The sequence below is a fragment of the Halorubrum pallidum genome (assembly GCF_055380345.1).
In genome coordinates this window covers 1,920,714-1,940,847 of sequence record NZ_AP043945.1, presented here as the reverse complement: position 1 = coordinate 1,940,847, position 20,134 = coordinate 1,920,714, and the positions used below count along the sequence as shown (strand labels likewise).

Annotated in this window: 16 protein-coding genes; 2 read left to right on the top strand and 14 right to left on the bottom strand. The window is 57.0% G+C overall.

Features of this window, described 5'->3' with window-relative positions; genetic code table 11:
* Positions 1-298: 298 nt before the first annotated feature.
* From ACZ45C_RS11535 to ACZ45C_RS11485, 11 genes are all read right to left on the bottom strand, one after another.
* A complete protein-coding gene (locus tag ACZ45C_RS11535) occupies positions 299-667 on the bottom strand; it encodes a hypothetical protein (RefSeq protein WP_460561829.1) in 369 nt (122 codons plus the stop codon).
* Between the two features lie 166 nt (positions 668-833).
* The gene (locus tag ACZ45C_RS11530) at positions 834-1,649 is read right to left on the bottom strand and encodes an IS5 family transposase (protein WP_128906796.1); all 816 of its coding nucleotides are present in this window, start codon (positions 1,647-1,649) and stop codon (positions 834-836) included.
* A 72-nt stretch (positions 1,650-1,721) separates the two neighbouring features.
* The gene (locus ACZ45C_RS11525; RefSeq protein ID WP_460561892.1) at positions 1,722-3,290 is read right to left on the bottom strand and encodes a sulfatase-like hydrolase/transferase; all 1,569 of its coding nucleotides are present in this window, start codon (positions 3,288-3,290) and stop codon (positions 1,722-1,724) included.
* Positions 3,291-3,660: 370 nt separating this feature from the next.
* Positions 3,661-4,674, bottom strand: coding sequence for a hypothetical protein (locus ACZ45C_RS11520; RefSeq protein ID WP_460561890.1), 1,014 nt, complete (start codon positions 4,672-4,674; stop codon positions 3,661-3,663).
* 15 nt (positions 4,675-4,689) lie between these two features.
* Complete coding sequence (locus tag ACZ45C_RS11515; RefSeq protein WP_464374320.1) at positions 4,690-5,457, bottom strand: FkbM family methyltransferase; 768 nt, start codon at positions 5,455-5,457, stop codon at positions 4,690-4,692.
* Between the two features lie 118 nt (positions 5,458-5,575).
* Positions 5,576-6,604 carry an alkaline phosphatase family protein gene (locus ACZ45C_RS11510; RefSeq protein WP_460561885.1) on the bottom strand — a complete coding sequence of 343 codons (1,029 nt, stop codon included), beginning with the start codon at positions 6,602-6,604 and terminating at the stop codon, positions 5,576-5,578.
* Positions 6,605-6,668: 64 nt separating this feature from the next.
* Positions 6,669-7,418, bottom strand: coding sequence for a 3-deoxy-manno-octulosonate cytidylyltransferase (locus ACZ45C_RS11505; RefSeq protein ID WP_460561883.1), 750 nt, complete (start codon positions 7,416-7,418; stop codon positions 6,669-6,671).
* 73 nt (positions 7,419-7,491) lie between these two features.
* Complete coding sequence (locus tag ACZ45C_RS11500) at positions 7,492-8,490, bottom strand: C-terminal binding protein (protein ID WP_460561881.1); 999 nt, start codon at positions 8,488-8,490, stop codon at positions 7,492-7,494.
* 87 nt (positions 8,491-8,577) lie between these two features.
* Positions 8,578-9,852 carry an IS4-like element ISH8B family transposase gene (locus tag ACZ45C_RS11495; RefSeq protein WP_010890432.1) on the bottom strand — a complete coding sequence of 425 codons (1,275 nt, stop codon included), beginning with the start codon at positions 9,850-9,852 and terminating at the stop codon, positions 8,578-8,580.
* Between the two features lie 147 nt (positions 9,853-9,999).
* Positions 10,000-10,809 carry an SDR family NAD(P)-dependent oxidoreductase gene (locus ACZ45C_RS11490; RefSeq protein WP_460562509.1) on the bottom strand — a complete coding sequence of 270 codons (810 nt, stop codon included), beginning with the start codon at positions 10,807-10,809 and terminating at the stop codon, positions 10,000-10,002.
* 463 nt (positions 10,810-11,272) lie between these two features.
* Complete coding sequence (locus tag ACZ45C_RS11485) at positions 11,273-13,069, bottom strand: ABC transporter ATP-binding protein (protein ID WP_460562512.1); 1,797 nt, start codon at positions 13,067-13,069, stop codon at positions 11,273-11,275.
* 110 nt (positions 13,070-13,179) lie between these two features.
* Here ACZ45C_RS11485 and aglF point away from each other — a divergent pair, with 110 nt between their 5' ends.
* Entirely contained in the window at positions 13,180-13,935 is a 756-nt protein-coding gene (aglF, locus tag ACZ45C_RS11480) for a UTP--glucose-1-phosphate uridylyltransferase AglF (RefSeq protein WP_460562514.1), read from the top strand.
* Positions 13,936-13,944: 9 nt separating this feature from the next.
* On the opposite strand, the gene glmS is transcribed toward aglF, so the two are convergent.
* The 3 genes from glmS to glmU all read right to left on the bottom strand — a co-directional run bounded on the left by glmS (position 13,945) and on the right by glmU (position 18,343).
* Complete coding sequence (gene glmS, locus ACZ45C_RS11475) at positions 13,945-15,843, bottom strand: glutamine--fructose-6-phosphate transaminase (isomerizing) (protein ID WP_460562516.1); 1,899 nt, start codon at positions 15,841-15,843, stop codon at positions 13,945-13,947.
* Between the two features lie 2 nt (positions 15,844-15,845).
* On the bottom strand, positions 15,846-17,021 hold the full coding sequence (locus ACZ45C_RS11470) for a sugar phosphate nucleotidyltransferase (RefSeq protein ID WP_460562518.1): 1,176 nt from the start codon (positions 17,019-17,021) through the stop codon (positions 15,846-15,848).
* A 113-nt stretch (positions 17,022-17,134) separates the two neighbouring features.
* Complete coding sequence (glmU, locus tag ACZ45C_RS11465; RefSeq protein WP_460562520.1) at positions 17,135-18,343, bottom strand: bifunctional sugar-1-phosphate nucleotidylyltransferase/acetyltransferase; 1,209 nt, start codon at positions 18,341-18,343, stop codon at positions 17,135-17,137.
* Positions 18,344-18,928: 585 nt separating this feature from the next.
* Here glmU and ACZ45C_RS11460 point away from each other — a divergent pair.
* A complete protein-coding gene (locus ACZ45C_RS11460; RefSeq protein ID WP_460562522.1) occupies positions 18,929-20,113 on the top strand; it encodes a substrate-binding domain-containing protein in 1,185 nt (394 codons plus the stop codon).
* Positions 20,114-20,134 lie beyond the last annotated feature (21 nt).

Genomic DNA, 20,134 nt, shown 5'->3' with positions numbered 1-20,134 from the left:
TCTCCCGGGGAAGACACTAGAGGGTCCCTTCGTAGGGAGTCAGCTGCTACTGAACTCTAGAAGGCTTTGTGACACGATCAAGAATCGTACGCCGAAGTTGATCCCGACGACACCGATATGATCGAAACCGTCGGGCTAATTGATGAACTAACTGACAACCCGGAAACGAAAGAAGCCCTATTAGACGAAGTAGCTGATCGAGTCGCTGATCGGATCGCCGACAACGGATAGCTGGTCAAATCAGGTTAGCGGACTCATCGACTTCCATCTCCGGAACGACATTTTGATTGGAAAATATTCATTTGTAACCAAGCGCTTCTAAACGTTCTAATTCCTCGTCCGTAATTTGTCTTCTGTCGTCTATTTCCGTCTTGCTGGACACAGTATTATTTTCAAGAAAATGAGCAGTTTGAGTCCACAACTTATTCTTCATATCCTTAGAAATATCATCACTTCTCTCATTATAGTTCCCATTCCGAACCTCCTTTATTATATAGTATTCAGTGAAGTCTGGGTCAGAAATAACTCCGTTATTAATCGGCCTTTGTGGCTTTTCAATTTTAAAATGATAAATAGCCTTAATACCCTTGATTTCTACCGAAATCCGGTACCAATCAGCGTGCCTTGTTGAACGCAAGACTGCGTCGGGGTAGGGTCGATAACTCACGGTTTCACGATGTCAGAGACTGGTTCTTACACTCAGAAGATGTAGTAGCCGCCGCTGGCGGTGGTCGTCAAAGGGTCAAAACTATGGTATCTTACTTCCTTGATCAGGTGACGACGGCGATGCCTCTCCCAAATACGTCCGGAGAAGGGAGAGCAGGCGGCGAGCCCTAACTCGCCGCCTGCGTCAGGTTATGGATGATGCACTTCCGCGTGAGCTCCCGGAACTGGCCGTGCCAGCTCCGGGAGCGGAGCTTCTCGCCGTCGTCTTCCTTCAACTGCGAGAAGCCGGTTTCACTCATCCAGCGCTGGTTGTAATCCTCGTTCATCCGGGCGTTGTGAGCCTTCTGTAGCGGTGTTTGCTCTCTGTGCTTGATCAGTGGTCGCGTTGAGTTGGAGCGACACTCCTCACGGAGTTCGCTCCATGAGTAGTTCGCGTCGGCAGATAACACACGCAGGTCTTCCGCGTTCCGGCGGAAGACCTGCATCCCAATGTGGCCGTCCCACGCCTTCTGCGTCGTGAAATGAACGTCCTTGATCGCTAGCGAATTCACGTCGATCAAGATCGTCGTCTTCATCGACTGAAACGAGAAGTCTGCGCGATCGCGGTAGTGGTAGCTGGTTTGGTCGCGTTGAAAGCCGCTTGCGTCAATTGCGGCTTCACCACTCCAGCCCGCCTGCTCCGCCGAAGTGCGGAGCAGGCGGCGGAGTTCACGCATCCGATACTCGTTTTCCCACCGACAAAACGAACTGTAGTGCGGTGCGTCGTCGAGATCAAACACGGCGAGGACGCCGGGCATCTCGTTGAGGTAGTCTTCGGTCTCACGGAGACTCTTTTCGAGTTCGACGCGATACAGGATCAACGCGATCTGTACCCACTCAGCGTACCCGTCCGCGCCGTCCGGCGCGGCGGGTACGTCCGGATCATCAACATGCTGTTTGGCAAGATCTCGACACATCCAAGCAAGCCGTCTGAGCGATGCCATATCGCCAGACGGCGTCCATTTCCGGGTTAATCTGGCGGAATATTACAGTAAAAGCGTCCCAGACCGTCGTCACTAGGCGGCAAAACAAGGCAAATCAGCGGCAAGTCTTTCAGTAATCCGCTGTGTTGATTTTTCTTTTTCTTGAAGCGGAATCCCTTGCACATTCGGTGATATATCTGCATTTATCGATTTAGCGATAGTCGGGAACAAATCAATCGTATCTACTTCATCAGGAATATCCCACGTTTCGCCTTCTGGTGGTTTAATCAACATGAACGGGCGGATGTTTTGATCATATAAACTACCATGAGTACCATAGGCCCTTTCACAGAATTCCTCTCCGTGATCACCAGTGATAATTATATATGATTCTTGGTAAATGTCTTTATGCTTCAGATGCTCTATAAATCTGTCAAGTTGATTTGCAGTATATTCAACTGACCTTTTATAGTACTGCTTGATTTGTTCAATTCGTTCAATTCCAAATTTTTCACGTCGTTTTTCAAAAGTACTAGGATCTATCTTTTCACCATCACTGAGCGGGCCCACAGGATGAATAGAATCACCCCAACTATGATACCATTCATCATATTCCTTGATTAGTTCCAGATCGACATTTTCGATCTCGTCATCCGGAAGTGGAGGCAAATATGGAAAATGAGGATCAAATAAATGGGTGAAATAAAATAAGTTCTTTGACCCGGACATCGTATCTTCATCCACCCATTTAATCAACTCATTTATATTATCTCTTGCGTCGTTTTTACGATTTAACCAATCACTCATTTCCTTCGTATGATACCGGTGAAATCCACGACCAAATCCATATTTTGGCCGTAAAGCCGAATGACTAACAATGGCGGAACACTTGTATTGGTTTTCCATCAGTACTTCTGGAAGAGTAGTTAGGGAGCTGTTGATGGGTCGATTGTTTTCTAGTAGATTACTATTCACGTAATGGTGATCAGCAGGATGGAACCCAGTAAACATTGAAGCATGAGAGGAAGGAGTCCAAGTCCCTTGTGTACGCGGTTCTTCTGGAACGACACCATTATCAACTGTATCAATAAGCGGCTTCATCAAATCACGACAATAGAAAGGAAGACTATCAATTGAAAAGAAAAAAATTGGAGTTGCAGATTTATAATTTGGGCTGGGAACCCCAAGAGATAACGAATTATCCGATTCGGACTTCCCCTTAGAAAACGCAGTTATTTGCGCTTTTTCGGTTGATTCTTCAAGATCAATAGCGATTGGCATGTAGGCCTGTGAACTATTCCCCGAGACAAAATTGAAACTCTTTTTATTCTCTTCCCCAGAAGATGAATTATACGATATTTCAACAATGAAATCATCTAAACCTGTTTTTTGATATAAACCTAAATCAATGCTATCAAAATCATTCGGTGGCGTGATTTCTGTTTTAGCAGCGCCTGAAAGGATGTTATAGTATGGTTCTTCTCCAACATCAGGTGTAGCTAAAAGAGGACTGCTACTTTGTTCAATCCAGCTAGGTATAGATACATCAGAACTGATGCTATTCGAATTGTCTACTGTGTGATCATAAGTATACTTGATTATTTTGCTAAAGTCCCTATTATACAGGCATTTAATTCCTTCATAGAAAATCGATTTGTCCATATCAATTAACATATGGCCAATTTAAAAAACATTAACGGTGTGTATTTAATCTCAGTCTTAATATCATGTAATAAAACATTCAAACTAGAATCAACAGTAGCACATATTACAACTACCGAGGATTTCATCTCCACCAATTTTGTGGCGCTAAGAATTGAACGTCCCCGTCGTGCGTACAGTATGCGATGCTGGTTCGCTATCGACGAAGACATCGACGAACCATTTGTATCGTCGATCGAAGCTGTCGGATCAATCAACGAACTGCTCCAACAATCAACGAAAACAGCAATGAGCTGTGACCTCTCAACTGAGAGCACTAAAGGCAAAATCTAGAAAACTTTGCGACGCAACCAACTCAATACAGCAGTAGTCAGGTTCGTTTCTGTGCGAGAAGGAGCCCCTGTCTCGTGGATTCCTCTACCAGTATTATTTCCCAGTTCGGATCATTCAGTAGTGTTGCACCGACAACGAAGTTCTTCATCGATTTCGGGAAGAAGATATCGTGGAATGCAGCGATTCCGCCGGGGTTGATATGCGACTTCAGTTGTTTCCACTCCACCATCGAAGACACCTCACCGGAATCAAACCATATCAAATCCCACCCGTTGCCCATGTTCGTCAGGTCTTCTATTACATTTGTCTGCTCGACATCACCTAACATCTCCACGAGTTCGTCGAATGAATCTGTACCTTTCACGTAGTAATTAAGGAATTTTTTCGGAAAGCGGAGTTTCTCATCGGAGACGATGACATCCGAAGCCGACCACGCCCGACGAGAAACCAGACTCCTGTTGAGATCCACGTGTCTGGCAGGACAGCCCGCTGCTCTCGCGAACTGGTCCAGATCTGATGCAATTGCTGTCACAGGGATATCTGCGTACTCTGTGTGGGAGTTCGCATAGAACTGTCTGAGCTCTTCGGGGTCGATGCTCACACCCTCTTTGGTCTGCACGTGGTCCGTGATTGCCCGTTCGTGACGGGTGCCCGCGATCCATCGGTCAAACCGGTCGAAATCTGCGTCGATAGACGTTACACTCGCTCCAGTCCGCTCAGAAAAATCCGCCCAGATAGCTGTTGAGAGACCCGCACCGATTTCGAGCACTGACTCACATCCAAGGTAGTTCGCGAGATCACACACTTTCAGATACGTTCTGAACGCCGTGCGGTCCTGATCGTTCAGTTTGAGGTCGCCGAAAACCGTTTCACGGATGCTGTGGTGAACGTCCGTCTGTGGTTGCCAGTCCCCTGAATCACGGTAAATAGACGCTCCACGACTACGTATGTATCTGTGATAGTTGGAGAGAAACTTGGTGCGGTACACCCACTGGAAGTAGGTCGGTATCTTGGACGGATCTCGAACAGCTTTCTGTATTTTTTGTATCATATCTGGTGGGTCGAGTTATTCCGGTTTCTTTGCTTTGAGGTGATTTTTCGACTCGTCAGTGAATTTTTCACATTCGAAACCGAGTTCTTCGAGGAGTCTTATCACGGAGCCTTCGACATCCTCTTGTGGCGCAAGCGTCGGATGAAGTTCACAGTAAACGAGACGGCAGTCTTCACTTTCTAGGTTGGTTCGCAGCCCCTCTAGAACGTTCAACTCCATACCTTCAGTGTCAATTTTGATTACTGTCGGTCGAGGCAGCTCCTGTTCGGTGATGTACTGATCACCGTTGACAGTCTCTATTTTGATTCCATCTGCGTTGTTACCCAACCGTGCTCGGGGCTCACTCGTCTCCCCGATCGTTTCGGTCCCATTTTTGTCAGACAATGCAATCTGACAGGCTCGGATGTCGGCGTCGATCGCGTCGACGACCTCACAGAGTTGTTGGTGAGACATAGGATGTGGCTCGAAAGCGACGACATCACTGTCGGGAGCAGCCGTGGCTGCAGTAACAGCGTGCCAGCCATGGTACGCACCTACATCATAGAAGACATCGTCCGGGCGCATCTCCGCCATCATATCCTCCAGTATATGAATCTCTCCGAGGTGATAGAAACGGTCATGTTGCCAGTCCGTTTTAATAGGGTAGGTCACTTTGACCCCAGAAATGTTGTGTGTGATCGTCGCGGGCCCGTACCGCTTATGAAGGTCAAGATACAGAGACCGAACTCTGTCGAACAACCGAGAGATGGTATCGTGAATTCCCAGCCATTCCGTGACTGGCATCAACAACCGCTTGTACAGAGATATTGTTGCGTTAATCATGACACGAGCAGTGTGTACTCAGAATTAAATAGGGAGATAAGTATTACTTTGGCGTTTCGTACTGCACTCTGCATTCTGGTCAAGCGTAGCCGAGAGCTTCCAGTTGCTGTTCGACCTCGTCAGCAGCAAATCGCTCCGATTCGACAGGGGGTTCGGATGTCACTTCTCGACGATCGCCTTGCTCAACGACGAGCCATGGAACGTCCCGGAGTTCGGGTCGGGCGACACGGAAGTGACCGTAGGTCTTCGCCCTCCACGTTTCCGACTCGGCCAACCGGACCGTTTCTCCGAGGAACTCGCCGTGATCGGCCGTCACTACCGTTTTCCCGGAGAGGACAGCTAACAATTCTTCCACGTGTTTCAACACGATATCGATATTCTCTCTGTACGCCGTTTTGAGCGTTTCGTCGCTTATATCGATGGCACCGTTGTTCATAATCTGAGAGACTGTGAGATTGAGATTTCCGTTTGCTCCTCGGCCCATTTTCACCGTCAGATCGCCGCGCGATTCGTGTAGATTACTATATGTTTCTGCTCCCGTTTCACCAAGATAGGGGGTGTGTGGTGTCATGAAATGGACCACGAGTCGCTTGTCGGGGAAGTTCTCATAGGCCTGTTTTGCCCTCTCAACGACATCTTCGGGCCTCACTGCCCTGCTGTTGGGGGGAAACCCCTCGTAGGCTGGCGGTTCAAGCGGTTCGACAGGGACGGTAAACATTGCGTGAAAGGTCTCCTCGTCCAATTTCGCCGTGTGCGGATTGCCGGTGACGTAGACAGTGTCGTGAAGCCGTTTGCTCTGGAAATTCTCCTCCATAAACTCGATACTCTGTGACCCTCTCGAGATACGCGACTGGAGGGATCCATCGAGATCAGACTGTCGAGCAAATTCGTCGTATCGACACGCATCGAGAATAATGAGAGTATCCCAGTCTTCCTCGATAAAATCAGTTCCTGGACCGTACCGGTGGTTGAAAAGCAACCGGCGTCCGTATTCGGGGATTGGATAGAATCTCTGGGCATGTCGATGAGCTTCGTCTAGAAATTTCGCAGGGTTCCGGACCGCCTGTATGAAATTTGAAAGATTATACTGCTCTGGGACGAGAGCCATACTCCACTGATAGCCTATGCCTATATATACATTTCTGTCCAGTTAGTTCTGTATTCAGTTGTATTTATTTGTACTCGTTGAAAAGCGGATCATCTTCTATCATCTCGTTTACTTTCTCGTGATCTTCCGGAGTATCAACCGCATACACGTTTCGCTCAGTCTCAGCCAGCCGAACGCCGTAGCCGTTTTCGAGCAGTCGCAGCATATCGATCGACTCGATCTTTTCGAGTGTCGTCTCCTCCATCGAGGTGAACTCGAAGAGGAACTCCCGTTCGAACGGAATTACACACACCTGTTTGTAGGCATCAATCTCATTGAACACAGCATCGTGGAGGTTCGGAATCGGCTCACGGGAGAAGTACAGTGCATCCCAGTTGTCGTCGACGACGACCTTGACGTTGTTTGGATCCCGAAAGGACTCTTCGGTCTCGATACTCTTGGCGAGATTCGTACACCGCACCTCATCTTCCTCGATGATCGGTTTGACCGCGTCATCAATCATCTCGGGGTAGACGAGTGGTTCGTCGCCCTGCATGACGATCACGATATCGCTGTCAAGACCTTCAGCGGCTTCAGCAACCCGGTCTGTCGCTCGGGGATGTTGACCGGTCATGATCGCCTCGCCACCGAACGACTCGACCTCCTCACGAATCTCCTCGTCGGGCGTCGCAACGTAGGTGTTGTCGACCGACTCGCTCATCTCGGTCCGGCGATAGACGTGTTCGATCATCGTCAGCCCGTGGATGTCACAGAGCGGTTTGCCCGGATACCGAGTCGACCCCATTCGGGCCGGAATGACTGCGTCGATTTGCATATCAGAGGGTACCGAGAGCCGATACTTACGAGTGTCGTTCGAAACGTCGATCGGCAGAGAAGAGAACAGTCGGCTACTCGCGGTACTGGTAGACTTCCTGATTGACGATGTTATGTAACGGTTTCCCCTTCAGCACCCGTTCAAGTTCCTCCCGAACGATCCGGATCTTGTTTTGCTTCGCGTCGGGAGAACCCCCTGCATGGTGTGGCGAACAGACGATATTTTCCGAGCCGAGCACTGGCGAGTCGGTCGGCGGCTCCTCCTCATAGACATCGAGTCCCGCTGCACGAATTTCGCCACTTTCGACCGCATCGACGAGTGCGTCTTCATCAACGAGCGGTCCCCGAGCGACATTGACCAAGATCGCGGTCTCTTTCATTTGTACGAACTCATCGTTTGAAAACAGGTGATGTGTTTCCTTATTGAGTGGGGCGTGAAGCACGATGCAGTCCGAGCGCTCAAGCATCTCCTCAAAGGACACTTTCTTGACATCCAACTGTTCGAAAATGTCGTCATCAAGCAGTGGATCGAACGCGATCACATCCATCCCGAGACCACGAGCCATCGGGACCGCCCGACGGCCGATGCGACCGAGGCCCACGATGCCGTAGGTACCGCCCTGAATCGGATGGATCACACGGTTGGAACCCCAGCCAGACTGCTCGCGGAGACCGCGGTCACCGTTGACCACGTCGTGGCTGGCCGCCAGTGCAAGCGCGATCCCGTGGCTGGCGACATCGGCCGATCCGTAGTCTGGTGCGTTCGAGACTGGAATCCCACGGACGGTCGCCGCCTGAACGTCGATGTTGTCGTAGCCCGCACCCTGTCGGATGATGAGTTTGACGTCATCGGTGGCTTCCAGCACACGGTCGGAGATCGGGGCGATAAATGTGATAATTACATCAGCATCCCGGCAGGCCTCGATGGTCGCCTCTTCAGTTGTACACTCCGCATACACGATCTCATCTTCGGTCGGATCGATGGCATCGCCATACAGATCGTCGATTTCGTCGAGAAGCCCTTCATATGGGTTCGGTTCTGGAAACGGACGGTCTGTCACTACGACACGCATAGGGTAGCATATCAACGCTCATAATAAATACACTGTCATTCGGATATATTCAGATACCCCACCGGTTCGATACTCATTCGTCTTTAGTTAAGACTCACACCTCGGTTGTGTAGCGGTAGCGAGCGTCTCTTGTAAGATCGGTCGTTGCTTGTGGATCTTCTGTGCGTCCTCGATCAGCCGCTCCAACAGCGGCGGTGGCGAATAACCGAGGTGCTCACCGAGTTCGTGGAGGATGAGCTGGGCGTGCGACCGGAAGGTCGCCGCCCAGCGTTCCGGTGGAAACACGAGCTCATCATCCGCCTGCTCGGTGACCAGATCCAACAGATCACGGCTCACAAGCAGTGACAGCAACGCTGCGTACAGCAAGATCTTCACCACGTGCTCGTTGCTCGTGTCGAACTCGTCCAGGTCGTACTGCGTCTTCAACTCACGGAACAGCAACTCCACTTCCCACCGACACCGGTAGATCTGCGCTAAATCCGCCGGAAAGAACTCCTCTCGCGACAGATTTGTCACGTATAGATGGTAGTCGTCGGCGTCCTCGTCGCGGACGCCGACGACGCGGAACCGCTTCGTATCCAGCGACCGCGTCCCGTTGTACGGCCCGCGCTTGAACTCGACTTCGACTTCCACATCGATGTACGTCCGGTCGAGATCGTCGAGCACATCACGGAGTTGCTTGCCCTCCAAGGGAATGGCGCGGCCGCGCCATTCCCGTAATTCATCCGTAATCACCGGATTCGCGTTCTGTTTCAGCCGGCTCACGAAGGAGCCGCCGTTCTCGTCGATCCGCGCAAACCGTCGGTACTTGAAGTACGCGAGGTCGAACAATACGAGGCGGTTCTCAAGCCACGACCCTGTCTTGAACAGCGTGCTGTCGTGTGCTTTCTCGTCGGTAACGTCGATCCGTTCAATCGTCTGTTCAGTGGCATTGTGGAGCAGGTGGAGCTTCGCTCCAGCCTGCTCCTCGTGGCGGGCTTCGAACTGATCAGCGAGAAACTCGTGTAACCGCAACACCGTTCCATCAGCGATCATTACATCACTGAATCGGTCGATGTCAACGTCAACAGTGTCGGGAACAGCGACCTCGTCGAGACCGTGCTCGACGAGGTCGCGGAAGTACTCCGCGAGCGTCGGCGTCAACCGCTGATAGAACCCACCCGGTGAGATCGGCTCGTCAGCTGTGGAGTTGTAGCTGCGTCGAAACCCTGCGAGTGTTCGGCGTTCGCCTGCGGCGAAGCCGAACACGAATGCCCAGACGAAGACGGGAATCTGGAGCTTGCGGTCGCGTTCGACCACGCCGAGTTCCTCGGCGTGCTCTTCGAGGAATTCGGAGGGAAACAGTGTAGTGAGCCGACGCATAATCCGTGATGAGGAGGTTTCGTTGTGCACACTCGACACCTCCTCATTCCTTCCGAAAAGTAGCCTCGATAAGCCGCCACTGTCACGCGGTTCGTCTCCTAACTAAAGACGGATGGTTCGATACTATACTACGATTAGACAGAGGTCTCAATCGTCTAAAGAAAGTCCGTGATCGTTCAGATAGAGGTCGTCTTGGAGCACGGAGGTTCGACCACCGTCGACAACGAGGCTCTCACCGGTCACAAAACCCGAGAGTTCGCTAACCAGATACAGCACGGCATTCCCAACATCCTCGGGATTTCCGATCCGGCCCAGTGGGTGAACTCGGTCGAGATATGCTAACTCCTCGTCGGTCAACGACTCTGTGATCCGTTCGACCTTCGTCCAACCGGGGTTTACGCTGTTGACTCGAATTCCATCGATACCCCAAGCAACCGCCATTGACTGGGTCATGTTGTCGATTCCTGCTTTGACGACATTGTACGGAAACTTTTTAGGCTGTGTCTGAAGCGAGTGGTTCGAACTCACATTAACGACCGCTGCATAGTCGCTCTCAACGAGGTAGGGGTAAGCGTATTTCGCCGCAAGCCAGTACGCTCGAAGATCAGTGTCAATGATCGCATCCCAAGTTTCAATATCCACCTCATCAGGAGCCGTATCTGTCTCGAAGCCAGCATTATTTACGAGAATATCGAGCCCTCCGAACTCCGCGACAGTTGTCTCGATGAGTGCCTGTATGTCGTCCGGAGTCCGCATATCAGTCTGTATGAACTTCGCGGTTCCGCCCGCCGAAGTAATTGAGTCGACGACTTCCGTACCGTCAGACTCTGTTCTCCCACTGACAACGACTGAAGCACCTGCTTCGGCCAACCGTTTTGCAACTGCTTCACCGATACCACGCGTACTGCCAGTTACAATCGCTACAGTACCTGCAATTGAAAGTATGTTCTGTGACATTATTTATTCCAACTCTTCGGCGGGTTCTTCGGTTGCTTGTTGAACTGCCGCAGTGCTCTGTTTGGCGGGGGTCCCCCCGGGTGCAGAGAGGGTTTCGATTGCCAAGTGTATTTGTGGAACATCGCCTGTCCATCTCCGTTCACAACAGTATACTCGTGCTCAGTGTTGACTCTAAGAACATCAGAAACAATATCGCCAACCGTGTTTCCCGTTGTCGTTGTCGCCCTTTTGAGATTAAACGTATGCATTGGATTGTCCGGTGCTGCTCCGGGTGGATGTTCGATAGACTGACATATTTTGGCCACGCAGTCGGACACACGAAAGTATGACATTTCTTGTTTTCTGTTGGCCTTTATCGGAGTATCTGTGATTTTCATACATTCTCAATCCGCGGAATATAAGCGTTTGTTGCGGTTTGTTAGGTGACTACTCTGGCCACATTTTATTACTAATATTTTGTGAGTTACGCCTGTGATTGGATCGTATACAATTCAGCGTAATCTCCCTCTTTTGCGAGCAGTTCCTGATGTGTCCCCGACTCGATTATTTCACCCTCGTCAACAGTATAGATCCGATCCGCGTTCTGTACCGTCGATAGCCGATGTGCAATTGCTATCATCCCGTAATCTCGATCCATCGCCTCGATCGACGCCTGCACTTCCTTCTCCAGACTGGAATCAAGATCACTCGTCGCCTCGTCTAACACGAGGAAGTCGGCGTCGGTCAACAGCGCTCGCGCCAGCGCAACCCGCTGTCGCTGCCCACCAGACAGGCGAACACCGTCATCGCCCAACTCGGAGTCGTATCCGTTCGGGAGATCGTCGACGAACTCGTCCACCTTTGCGATTTCACAGACGCGTTCCACTTCGTCGCGCGACGCGTTCCGGTTTCCAACCGTGACATTGCCCGTTAACGTGTCATTGAAAATAAACGGTTTTTGTCGGACTACCGCGATCCGGTCGCGCCACGCTCGCAGGTCGAACTCGTCGATCGACGTTCCGTTCGCCGTGATCCTGCCCTCATCTGGATCGTAGAACCGTGTCAGAAGCGAAACGATCGTCGATTTCCCAGCGCCGGATTGCCCGACGAACGCAACAAAATCGCCGCGATCAACGGAGAACGAAATTCCGTTGAGCACCTGCTCGTCGTCGGTGTACGAGAAACGCACGTCGTCGAAATCGATCGTCGAGACGCGACCGGGGTCAGCACCGCCGTCAGACTCACGCCGCCCGTCGAGTTCCTCCACGAACGTCTGTGTCCGAACGAGATGTGAGAGGTTCCCTTCGAGGCTATACACGTTGCTGTTCAGACGACTCACCAGCGGCGCGAGTCGGAACATGGCGAGGAAGAAGATACCGAGCGCGCCGAGCGCTAGCCCACTGTACGTGAAACCGACGTAGATGAGCGCGAACAGGGTTAGCGCCGCCGCGAGATCGTAAAAATTTTGAATAGCTGCTTTGTTACGTTGAAGGTCAATCGATGACTCTCGATACTTCCCGATCCACTCGTCGAAAACGTCGAATACCTCATCTGTGAGCCCGAACAGCTTCACGTCACGAATTCCCTGCGTCCCGGCCTGCACAGCTTCTTGGACACGCTCGTTCGATGTAGCGACACGAGATCCTACCGTGTAGGCGGGCTCGATGACTTCTCGCAGCAGGTAAGTAATCCCGCCGAGCAGCACCAGCGCGCCGAGTGCCATCCGCGGCGCGATGTAGAACATCACTGAGAGATACACGAGTGCGAGAAATGTCGTCTCAAGGGCTTCCACGCCAGACTTGATCACACGACCCGAGTACCGTGTTTCGGTGATGATCGCGTTCAGGATGTCGTCGGATCCCTCCTCGTCGAAGTAGCTCACTCGGGCGTCGAGCGCGGAATCGAACGCTCGCGTCCGAAGCATCTCTTCGTACGCCATCTGGACGATCGACCGTAGCCACGCCACGAGAAACGACGACGTGAACCGCACGGTCATTGCCAGCGCAACACCTATAATTAGGTACTCAAGCTGAAACGGAATCCCGACGAACTGGTACGCTCTGAGGAAAACCCCGAGAAACCCCTCGGCCTGCGTGATCGGTTCGTCTGCCTGTGCGACTTCGAGGATCGGCCAGATAAAGCTGAGACCGATCCCCTCCAAAAACGCGGTGGCCCCACCGAGAACCACGATCACGGCCATGATATTCGGTCGGAACTGGGCCACCCGACGCAACGCCTGGGCTTTCTCTTTCCACGTAATGTTCTCGCTGGCGTCCGTCATTCGAGTGCGCGACCCTTCCCGTGCTCGATTGATAAGATTGCTGTTTGGCGGAGCGAGGTATCCGAAGCGTGCTCACAAAGTATTTCCCGTCACCTCGACATCCACGAGCCATGCAAGCAGTCGTACTCGCCGCGGGCAAGGGCACGCGCCTCCGCCCACTCACCGACGACAAACCCAAAGTGCTCGTCGAGGTCAACGGCACACCCCTCATCGAGGACGTCTTCGACAATCTGATCGACGCGGGCGCGACCGAGCTGGTCGTCGTCGTCGGCTACAAGGCCGAACAGATCATCGACCGCTACGGCGACGCCTACCGCGACGTCCCCATCACGTACACGCACCAGCGCGAACAATTAGGACTCGCCCACGCCATCCTTCAGGCGGAGCCGCACGTCGACGGCGACTTCATGCTAATGCTCGGCGACAACGTGTTCCGCGGGAACCTCACCGACGTGACCAACCGCCAGCAGGAGGACCGCGCCGACGCCGCGTTCCTCGTCGAGGAGGTGCCCTACGAGGAGGCCTCCCGCTACGGCGTCTTGGACACCAACGAGTACGGCGAGGTCGTCGAAGTCGTCGAGAAGCCCGACGACCCGCCGAGCAACCTCGTGATGACCGGCTTCTACACGTTCACGCCGGCGATCTTCCACGCGTGTCACCTCGTGCAGCCCTCCGACCGCGGCGAGTACGAGCTCCCCGACGCGATCGATCTTCTCATCCAATCGGGCCGCACCATCGACGCGATCCGACTGGACGGCTGGCGGATCGACGTGGGGTATCCCGAGGATCGCGACCGCGCCGAAGAGCGGCTGGACAATGGCGATGTCGACGAAGAGTCGGAAGACGACGCTCTCGCGGAGACCTAGGTCCGCTATCTACTCCACGGTCACGCTCTTCGCCAGGTTCCGCGGCTTGTCGATCGGCCGACCCTTCTCGTTGGCGACATGATACGCGAACAGTTGCAGATACACATTGGCCACCAGCGGCTCGACGATCCCCACGTCCGGCACCTCGAACGCGGCGTCGAGCGTCCGGTACTCCTCGCCGGCCGACACGCACCCCAGCGCGGGCGCACCGCGCGTCTGCGCCTCGGTGACGTTGTTCATCGTCTCGTCGGCGCGCGCGCCGTCGGTCAACACGGCGAGCACGGGCGTGTCGGGCGTCACGAGCGCGAGCGGACCGTGTTTCAACTCGCCCGCGGCGAATCCCTCGGCGTGGTCGTACGAGATCTCTTTGAGCTTCAGCGCGCCCTCCAGCGCCACGGGCACGCCCAACGCTCGCCCGACAAAGAAGAACGCCTCGCTGTCTTGGTACTCGCGGGCGGCCTCGCGAACCGCTCCCTCCTCGTCTAACACCTGCTGGACCGCGCCCGGGAGTCCCTGCAGATCCTCCAACACCGAGCGCGCGTCGGCGGCTGCGAGTGCCCCGCGATCACGCCCGATCGCTACGCCGAGCATCGCGAGCGTCGCCACCTGCGAGGCGAACGTCTTCGTCGCCGCCACGCCGATCTCCGGGCCGGCCCGGATGAACGCCGTGTCGTCGACCTCGCGCGTCACCGTGCTTCCGAGGGTGTTTGTCACAGCGAACGTCCGCGCGCCCGCGGCGTTCGCGTGTCGAACTGCACCCAGCGTGTCGGCCGTCTCGCCGCTCTGCGTCACGGCGACGACCAGCGTCCGGTCGGGGGTGCGCCCGGCCCCGAACTCGTACTCGCTGGCGATCTCGACGGTCGCGCGCACTCCCGCGAGGTCCTCGAACAGCCGCGCCGCGTACCGGCCCGCGTAGTAGGAGGTGCCGCAGGCGACGATTCGGATCTCCTCCAGATCCGCGAGAAAGCCCGGCGGGAACGACACGTCCAGATCCACGTTTCCGCCATCCACGTCCAGCCGTCCGGCGAGGGTCTGGCGGAGCGCCGTGGGCTGCTCGTGGATCTCCTTGCGCATGTAGTGTTCGTACCCGCCCTTCTCGGCGGCGTCGGCCTCCCACGTCACCGTCTCGATCGGGCGGTCGACCGGCTCGCCGTCGGCGAATACCTCGACACCGCCAGACGACAGCGCCGCCACGTCGCCGTCTTCGAGATACGTCACGTCGCGGGTGTGCTCCAAGAAGGCCGTCACGTCGCTGGCGACGAACGACGCGTCCGCGCCGCGGCCCAACACGAGGGGGCTCCCGCGGCGCGCGACGACGATCCGGTCGTCCCCCCCGCGGACCGCACAGATCGCGTAGCTTCCTTCGAGCCGGTCTTCGACGCTCCGGACCGCACTGAGGAGGTCGTCATCCTCGTCCTCGCTCTCGTCACCGGTGCCACCGGCGAGCGCCTCCTCGATCAGGTGCGGGATGACTTCGGTGTCGGTGTCGCTGGTGAACGTGTGGTCGGCCAGCTCTCGCTTGAGTTCTTCGTGGTTCTCGACGATCCCGTTGTGCACGACCGCGACGTCTCCCGCACAGTCCGTGTGCGGGTGCGCGTTCGCGTCCGTCGGCGGCCCGTGCGTGCTCCAGCGCGTGTGACCCACGCCGTGGGTGGCGTCCGGCACGTCCGGAACGGTCAGCCCGTCGACCTCACCCGAGCGCTTGGCCACCGTGAGCCCGCTCGACTCGCCCACGAGCGCGACCCCCGCAGAGTCGTAGCCGCGGTACTCCAGGTTGCGGAGCCCCTCGTGGACGATCCCGCCCACGCCGTCGGCCGCACCGCCGTCGCCGGAGGCATCGCCGTTGCTGGCCGCGTCGTCGCCGCCTTCGGCGACACCGGTGCCGACGTAGCCGATGATTCCGCACACGATTACCCCCTCCGGACGACCGCACCGGACTCGATGCGCCCGTCGATCACGACCCCCGCATCGGTCCGAACGTCGTCGCCGACGACCGCGCCGTCGGTGAGCGTCGCACCGCCCCCGACGACCGCGTTGTCGCCGACCACGCCGCCGAGGTCGACGTCGTGGTGGACCGCGTCGCCGACGACGACGGTCGCGGACCCTCCGGCGATCGTCGCGTTCGGCCCGACCTGCGCGTTCCCGGCGACGATCGCGTCGCGGACGACGGCCCCGGCTCCGATCACGGCGTCTGAGAAGATCACCGCGTTCTCGACGACCGCCCCCGCCTCGATCGTCGCGTTGCTCCCGATCGCGGTGCCGCCGCCGATCGTGACGTTCGGGGCGACGTGGACGTTGCCCGCGAGCGCGACGTCGTCGGCGACCGCCACCGACCCTCCGACGCCGGGATCGCTCGTCGCCGTCCGCTCTGACTCGCCGATCAGCGCGGCGTTGACCGTGAGCAGGTCCCAGAGGTTCGACACGTCGAGCCAGCGGCCGTCGTACCTGACTGCGGTCAGCCCCTCTGTCGTCGCTCGTTCGGTGAGCGTCGTCGTGATCGCCAACTCGCCCGTCGCGTGCGTCTCGCGGATCGCGTCGAACACGATCGGCGAAAAGGCGTAGACGCCGGCGTTGATCAGGTTCGTCTCGACCGTCCCCTCGGGCTTCTCTTCGATTTCCGTCACGCGGTCGCCGTCGAGGTGTACCACGCCGTACTCGCGCGGGTGTTCCGCGGTCGTGACCGCCATCGCCGGGGATTCGTCGTCGCGTGCGAGGTCACGGACCCGTGAGACGATCGCAGGGTCGACGATTCGGTCACCGTTGAGCACCACGAATGGACCGTCAACGACCGGCTCGGCCTGTAACACGGCGTGGCCGGTCCCCAGTTGCGTGGGTTGTTCGACGTACTCGATCGTCACGTCCCAGTCGTCGCCGTCGCCGAAGTGGTTCCGGATGCGCTCCTGCCGGTAGCCGACGACGAGGACGATCCGATCCACGCCCGCCGCGGCGACGGCCTCGACGACGTGTTCCAACAGCGGCCGGTTCGCCACGGGCACCATCGGCTTCGGCCGCCGATTAGTCAGCGGTTCGAGCCGTTGACCCTCCCCCGCGGCGAGGATCACCGCGGTCACGGGTTCGTCGCTCATGCAACAGCCGTCGCCCGCCCGCGGTTTAAATCGCTCGCGGTCGGTCACCTTTCGGAAGCGATCGGCACGACGTCACCACAGTCACACTGCGCTGTAGTCACACGGCGCCGCCGCTACTCCGACAGCCGGTCCCGCGTCAGAACCTCTCCCGGATTTGTCGTCTCGCCCGCGCCAAGTTTGACGCCGGCGTTGATCGACGTGTTGATCCCGGTCTTCGCGCCGCCGCCGACGATCGCGCCGAGCTTCCGCCGGCCGGTGTCGACGGACTCGCCTTTCACCTGCAGGCGGACGTTCTCGTCGTCGTGCCGGAGGTTGGCGACGTTCGTCCCCGCACCGACGTTCACGCCGCGGCCGAGGACGCTGTCGCCGACGTACGAGAGGTGCCCGACCGACGCGTCGGCCATCAGCACCGAGTTCTTCACCTCGACCGAGTGCCCGACGTGGGCGTTCTGCCCCACCACGGTCGATCCGCGGACGTACGCGTTCGGTCCGACCTCCGCACCCGCACGGATCAGCGCCGGCCCCTCGACGTACGCCCCGGACTGGACCCTCGCCCCGGCCTCGACGACGACCGGCCCGTCGAGGTGAACGCCCTCCTCGACGGTGCCGTGGTTCTCGACGCCGCCGTCCAGGTCTCCGAGCGCCAGTTCGTTCGCCGCCAGAAGCTCCCACGGGCGGCCGACGTCGAGCCACGTGCCCTCGTAGGGCGCCACGTCGATCCGGTGTCCGTCGTCGAGCAGGAGTTCGATCGTCGTCGTGATCTCGTACTCGCCGCGCTCGCTCTCGGGGGTCCGGTCGATGTACTCGAACACCACGGGCTCGAACGCGTAGCAGCCGACGTTCGCGAGGGTCGTCGGCGGGTCGTCGGGCTTCTCGACGATGGTCGCGAGCGAGCCGTCCTCGGCGGTCGAGATGACGCCGTACGCCCGCGGGTCGGAGACTTCGGTCGCCGCGACGGCGGTGCCGTCCGCGTCGGCGAGCGCTCGCGGCAGCGACGGGTCGACGACCACGTCGCCGTTGAGCACGAGAAAGTCGTCGTCGACGACGGGTTCGGCCTGCGCCACGGCGTGGGCCGTCCCAAGTGCCTCCGCCTGCTCGACGTAGTGAACCGGATGACTCCGATACGCCTCGCCGACTGTCTCGCGAATTGCCTCACCGCGATAGCCGGTGACGACCACGAACTCGTCGACCACGTCGACTGCGGTGTCGAACACGCGTTCGAGCAGCGAGCGATCACCGACCGGGAGGAGCGGTTTCGGGCGACGGTCCGTCAGCGGTCGCATCCGAGTTCCGCGACCGGCCGCGAGCACGACTCCGTACATATCTGGAGCCGACGACGGGGCGGGGCTTATCGGCTGCGGTCGCGGGTAACAGACGGGAGCTGTTTTATCTCAGTGAAAATCGGGTGGATATCCGAGTCACGCGGCCGGTGGAACATCGTGTCGGAAACGGGTATCGGTGCTCATCGGAGAATCACCCGACGATGGTGGTGGTCACTGGAGGGCCAGCGAGCGAATTCCGTCCGGGAGAGAGAATACCATCGAAGACGGAGGCTACCGCAACCCGTCGTTCGCAACGACGGGCGGGATCTACGTCACGGACCGCACAAACGAATAGGAATGCAGCGCGCTCTTGTGTAGAACATTGTTGGTGGACTGCAGTCTTGCGATTTCGGTTTCGTGAATTAAATCGCGAGTCCACGGGAGAGGTGCTCAAAAATCAATTGGCGTCCCTACTCAACTAGCGGCGACTGTCTCAACGATCTCCTACAGCATGGCGTACTGCTATATATCATCCACTATCGGTCACATCCGATACTCCTCGATACAGACAACACGATGGTGGACGGGATCGGTATACCTGCCTATTATAAACCTGTTTAATAGGCTCTCGCTTGCACTTACCTGATGTCACGTGATTCGGGGCGTCAGGCGGACGCGGTATCACGCCGAAAGTATCTGCTCACGTCGGCCGCCGTCGGGGCGGCCGGCCTCGCCGGGTGCAGCGGGAACAGCGGTACCGGCGGCGACGGTGCCGACGACGAGAGCGGAAGTGACGAAAGCGGAAGTGACGAAAGCAGCAACACGATGGACTCCGGCTCGTCGGGTCCGTCAACGGTGACGGCCGAGGGGTCGTCGACCGTCTATCCCATCTCGAACAAGGGGAGTTCCTACTGGAACTCGAACTCGCCGGCGAGCGACGGCGAGTACTGGGGCTCGAACGACGACACGTCGGTCCCCGGCTGGGATCAGATCGAGACCGACCAGAACATCGCCGACTACTTCGCCGGCCTGTACGGCTTCGAGGCGACCGGCGAACGATCGAACCCACCGTTCGCGACCCGCGTCGCGCTGAGCCACTCGGGGACCGGCTGTGAGGCGGTTCGGGACGGGCTCGTCGACATCGGGAACTCCTCCGGGCCGATCACTGCCGAGCTCGACATCAGCGAGGACGAGCGCGACGAGAACTACGTCGACCACGTCGTCGGCCGCGACGGCCAGCCGGTGTTCGTCAGCCAGGCGATCTACGACGCCGGCGTCGAACAGCTCACCGGCGAGCAGATCCGCGGCATCTACCAGGGCGACATCACCAACTGGAGCGAGGTCGGCGGCCCGGATCAGGAGATCTACGTGGTCGGCCGCGCCGAGGGGTCCGGCACCGACACCTCGTTCCGGCTGAACATGCTCGGTGACGCCAACGCGCCGATGGACGTCGACACCCGCTTCGGCCAGAACCAGCAGGTCCAACAGGTCCTCCAAGACAACGACAACGCCATCGGCTACATGGCGCTGGCGTTCTCCGGGTCGGGCATCCAGGCGATCGCGATCGACTTCGAGGGCACCGTCTACCGCCCGGATCCCGACGCCGAGAACACCATCTTCGACTCGGAATACCCGCTGAACCGAGACCTGCACATGTACACCCGGATCAACGAGGAGACGCCCGAGGGCACGGACATGCGTGAGGCCGCGTTCCTCAACATGTTCCTGACCGACTTCGGCCAGCAGGTGTTCGTCGAGGACGTCAACTACATCACGCTGCCGACCTCGGACATCGAGGCCGAACGCGAGAAGCTCCCCGATCAGGCGTAACCCTGCGGTCGCAGGGACTCG

Coding starts and splice junctions, on each gene's coding strand:
- ACZ45C_RS11530 (WP_128906796.1), bottom strand. CDS start 1,649: ATGGCATCGCTCAGACGGCTTGCTTGGATGTGTCGAGATCTTGCCAAA.
- ACZ45C_RS11525 (WP_460561892.1), bottom strand. CDS start 3,290: ATGGACAAATCGATTTTCTATGAAGGAATTAAATGCCTGTATAATAGG.
- ACZ45C_RS11520 (WP_460561890.1), bottom strand. CDS start 4,674: ATGATACAAAAAATACAGAAAGCTGTTCGAGATCCGTCCAAGATACCG.
- ACZ45C_RS11515 (WP_464374320.1), bottom strand. CDS start 5,457: ATGCCAGTCACGGAATGGCTGGGAATTCACGATACCATCTCTCGGTTG.
- ACZ45C_RS11510 (WP_460561885.1), bottom strand. CDS start 6,604: ATGGCTCTCGTCCCAGAGCAGTATAATCTTTCAAATTTCATACAGGCG.
- ACZ45C_RS11505 (WP_460561883.1), bottom strand. CDS start 7,418: ATGCAAATCGACGCAGTCATTCCGGCCCGAATGGGGTCGACTCGGTAT.
- ACZ45C_RS11500 (WP_460561881.1), bottom strand. CDS start 8,490: ATGCGTGTCGTAGTGACAGACCGTCCGTTTCCAGAACCGAACCCATAT.
- ACZ45C_RS11495 (WP_010890432.1), bottom strand. CDS start 9,852: ATGCGTCGGCTCACTACACTGTTTCCCTCCGAATTCCTCGAAGAGCAC.
- ACZ45C_RS11490 (WP_460562509.1), bottom strand. CDS start 10,809: ATGTCACAGAACATACTTTCAATTGCAGGTACTGTAGCGATTGTAACT.
- ACZ45C_RS11485 (WP_460562512.1), bottom strand. CDS start 13,069: ATGACGGACGCCAGCGAGAACATTACGTGGAAAGAGAAAGCCCAGGCG.
- aglF (WP_460562514.1), top strand. CDS start 13,180: ATGCAAGCAGTCGTACTCGCCGCGGGCAAGGGCACGCGCCTCCGCCCA.
- ACZ45C_RS11470 (WP_460562518.1), bottom strand. CDS start 17,021: ATGAGCGACGAACCCGTGACCGCGGTGATCCTCGCCGCGGGGGAGGGT.
- glmU (WP_460562520.1), bottom strand. CDS start 18,343: ATGTACGGAGTCGTGCTCGCGGCCGGTCGCGGAACTCGGATGCGACCG.
- ACZ45C_RS11460 (WP_460562522.1), top strand. CDS start 18,929: ATGTCACGTGATTCGGGGCGTCAGGCGGACGCGGTATCACGCCGAAAG.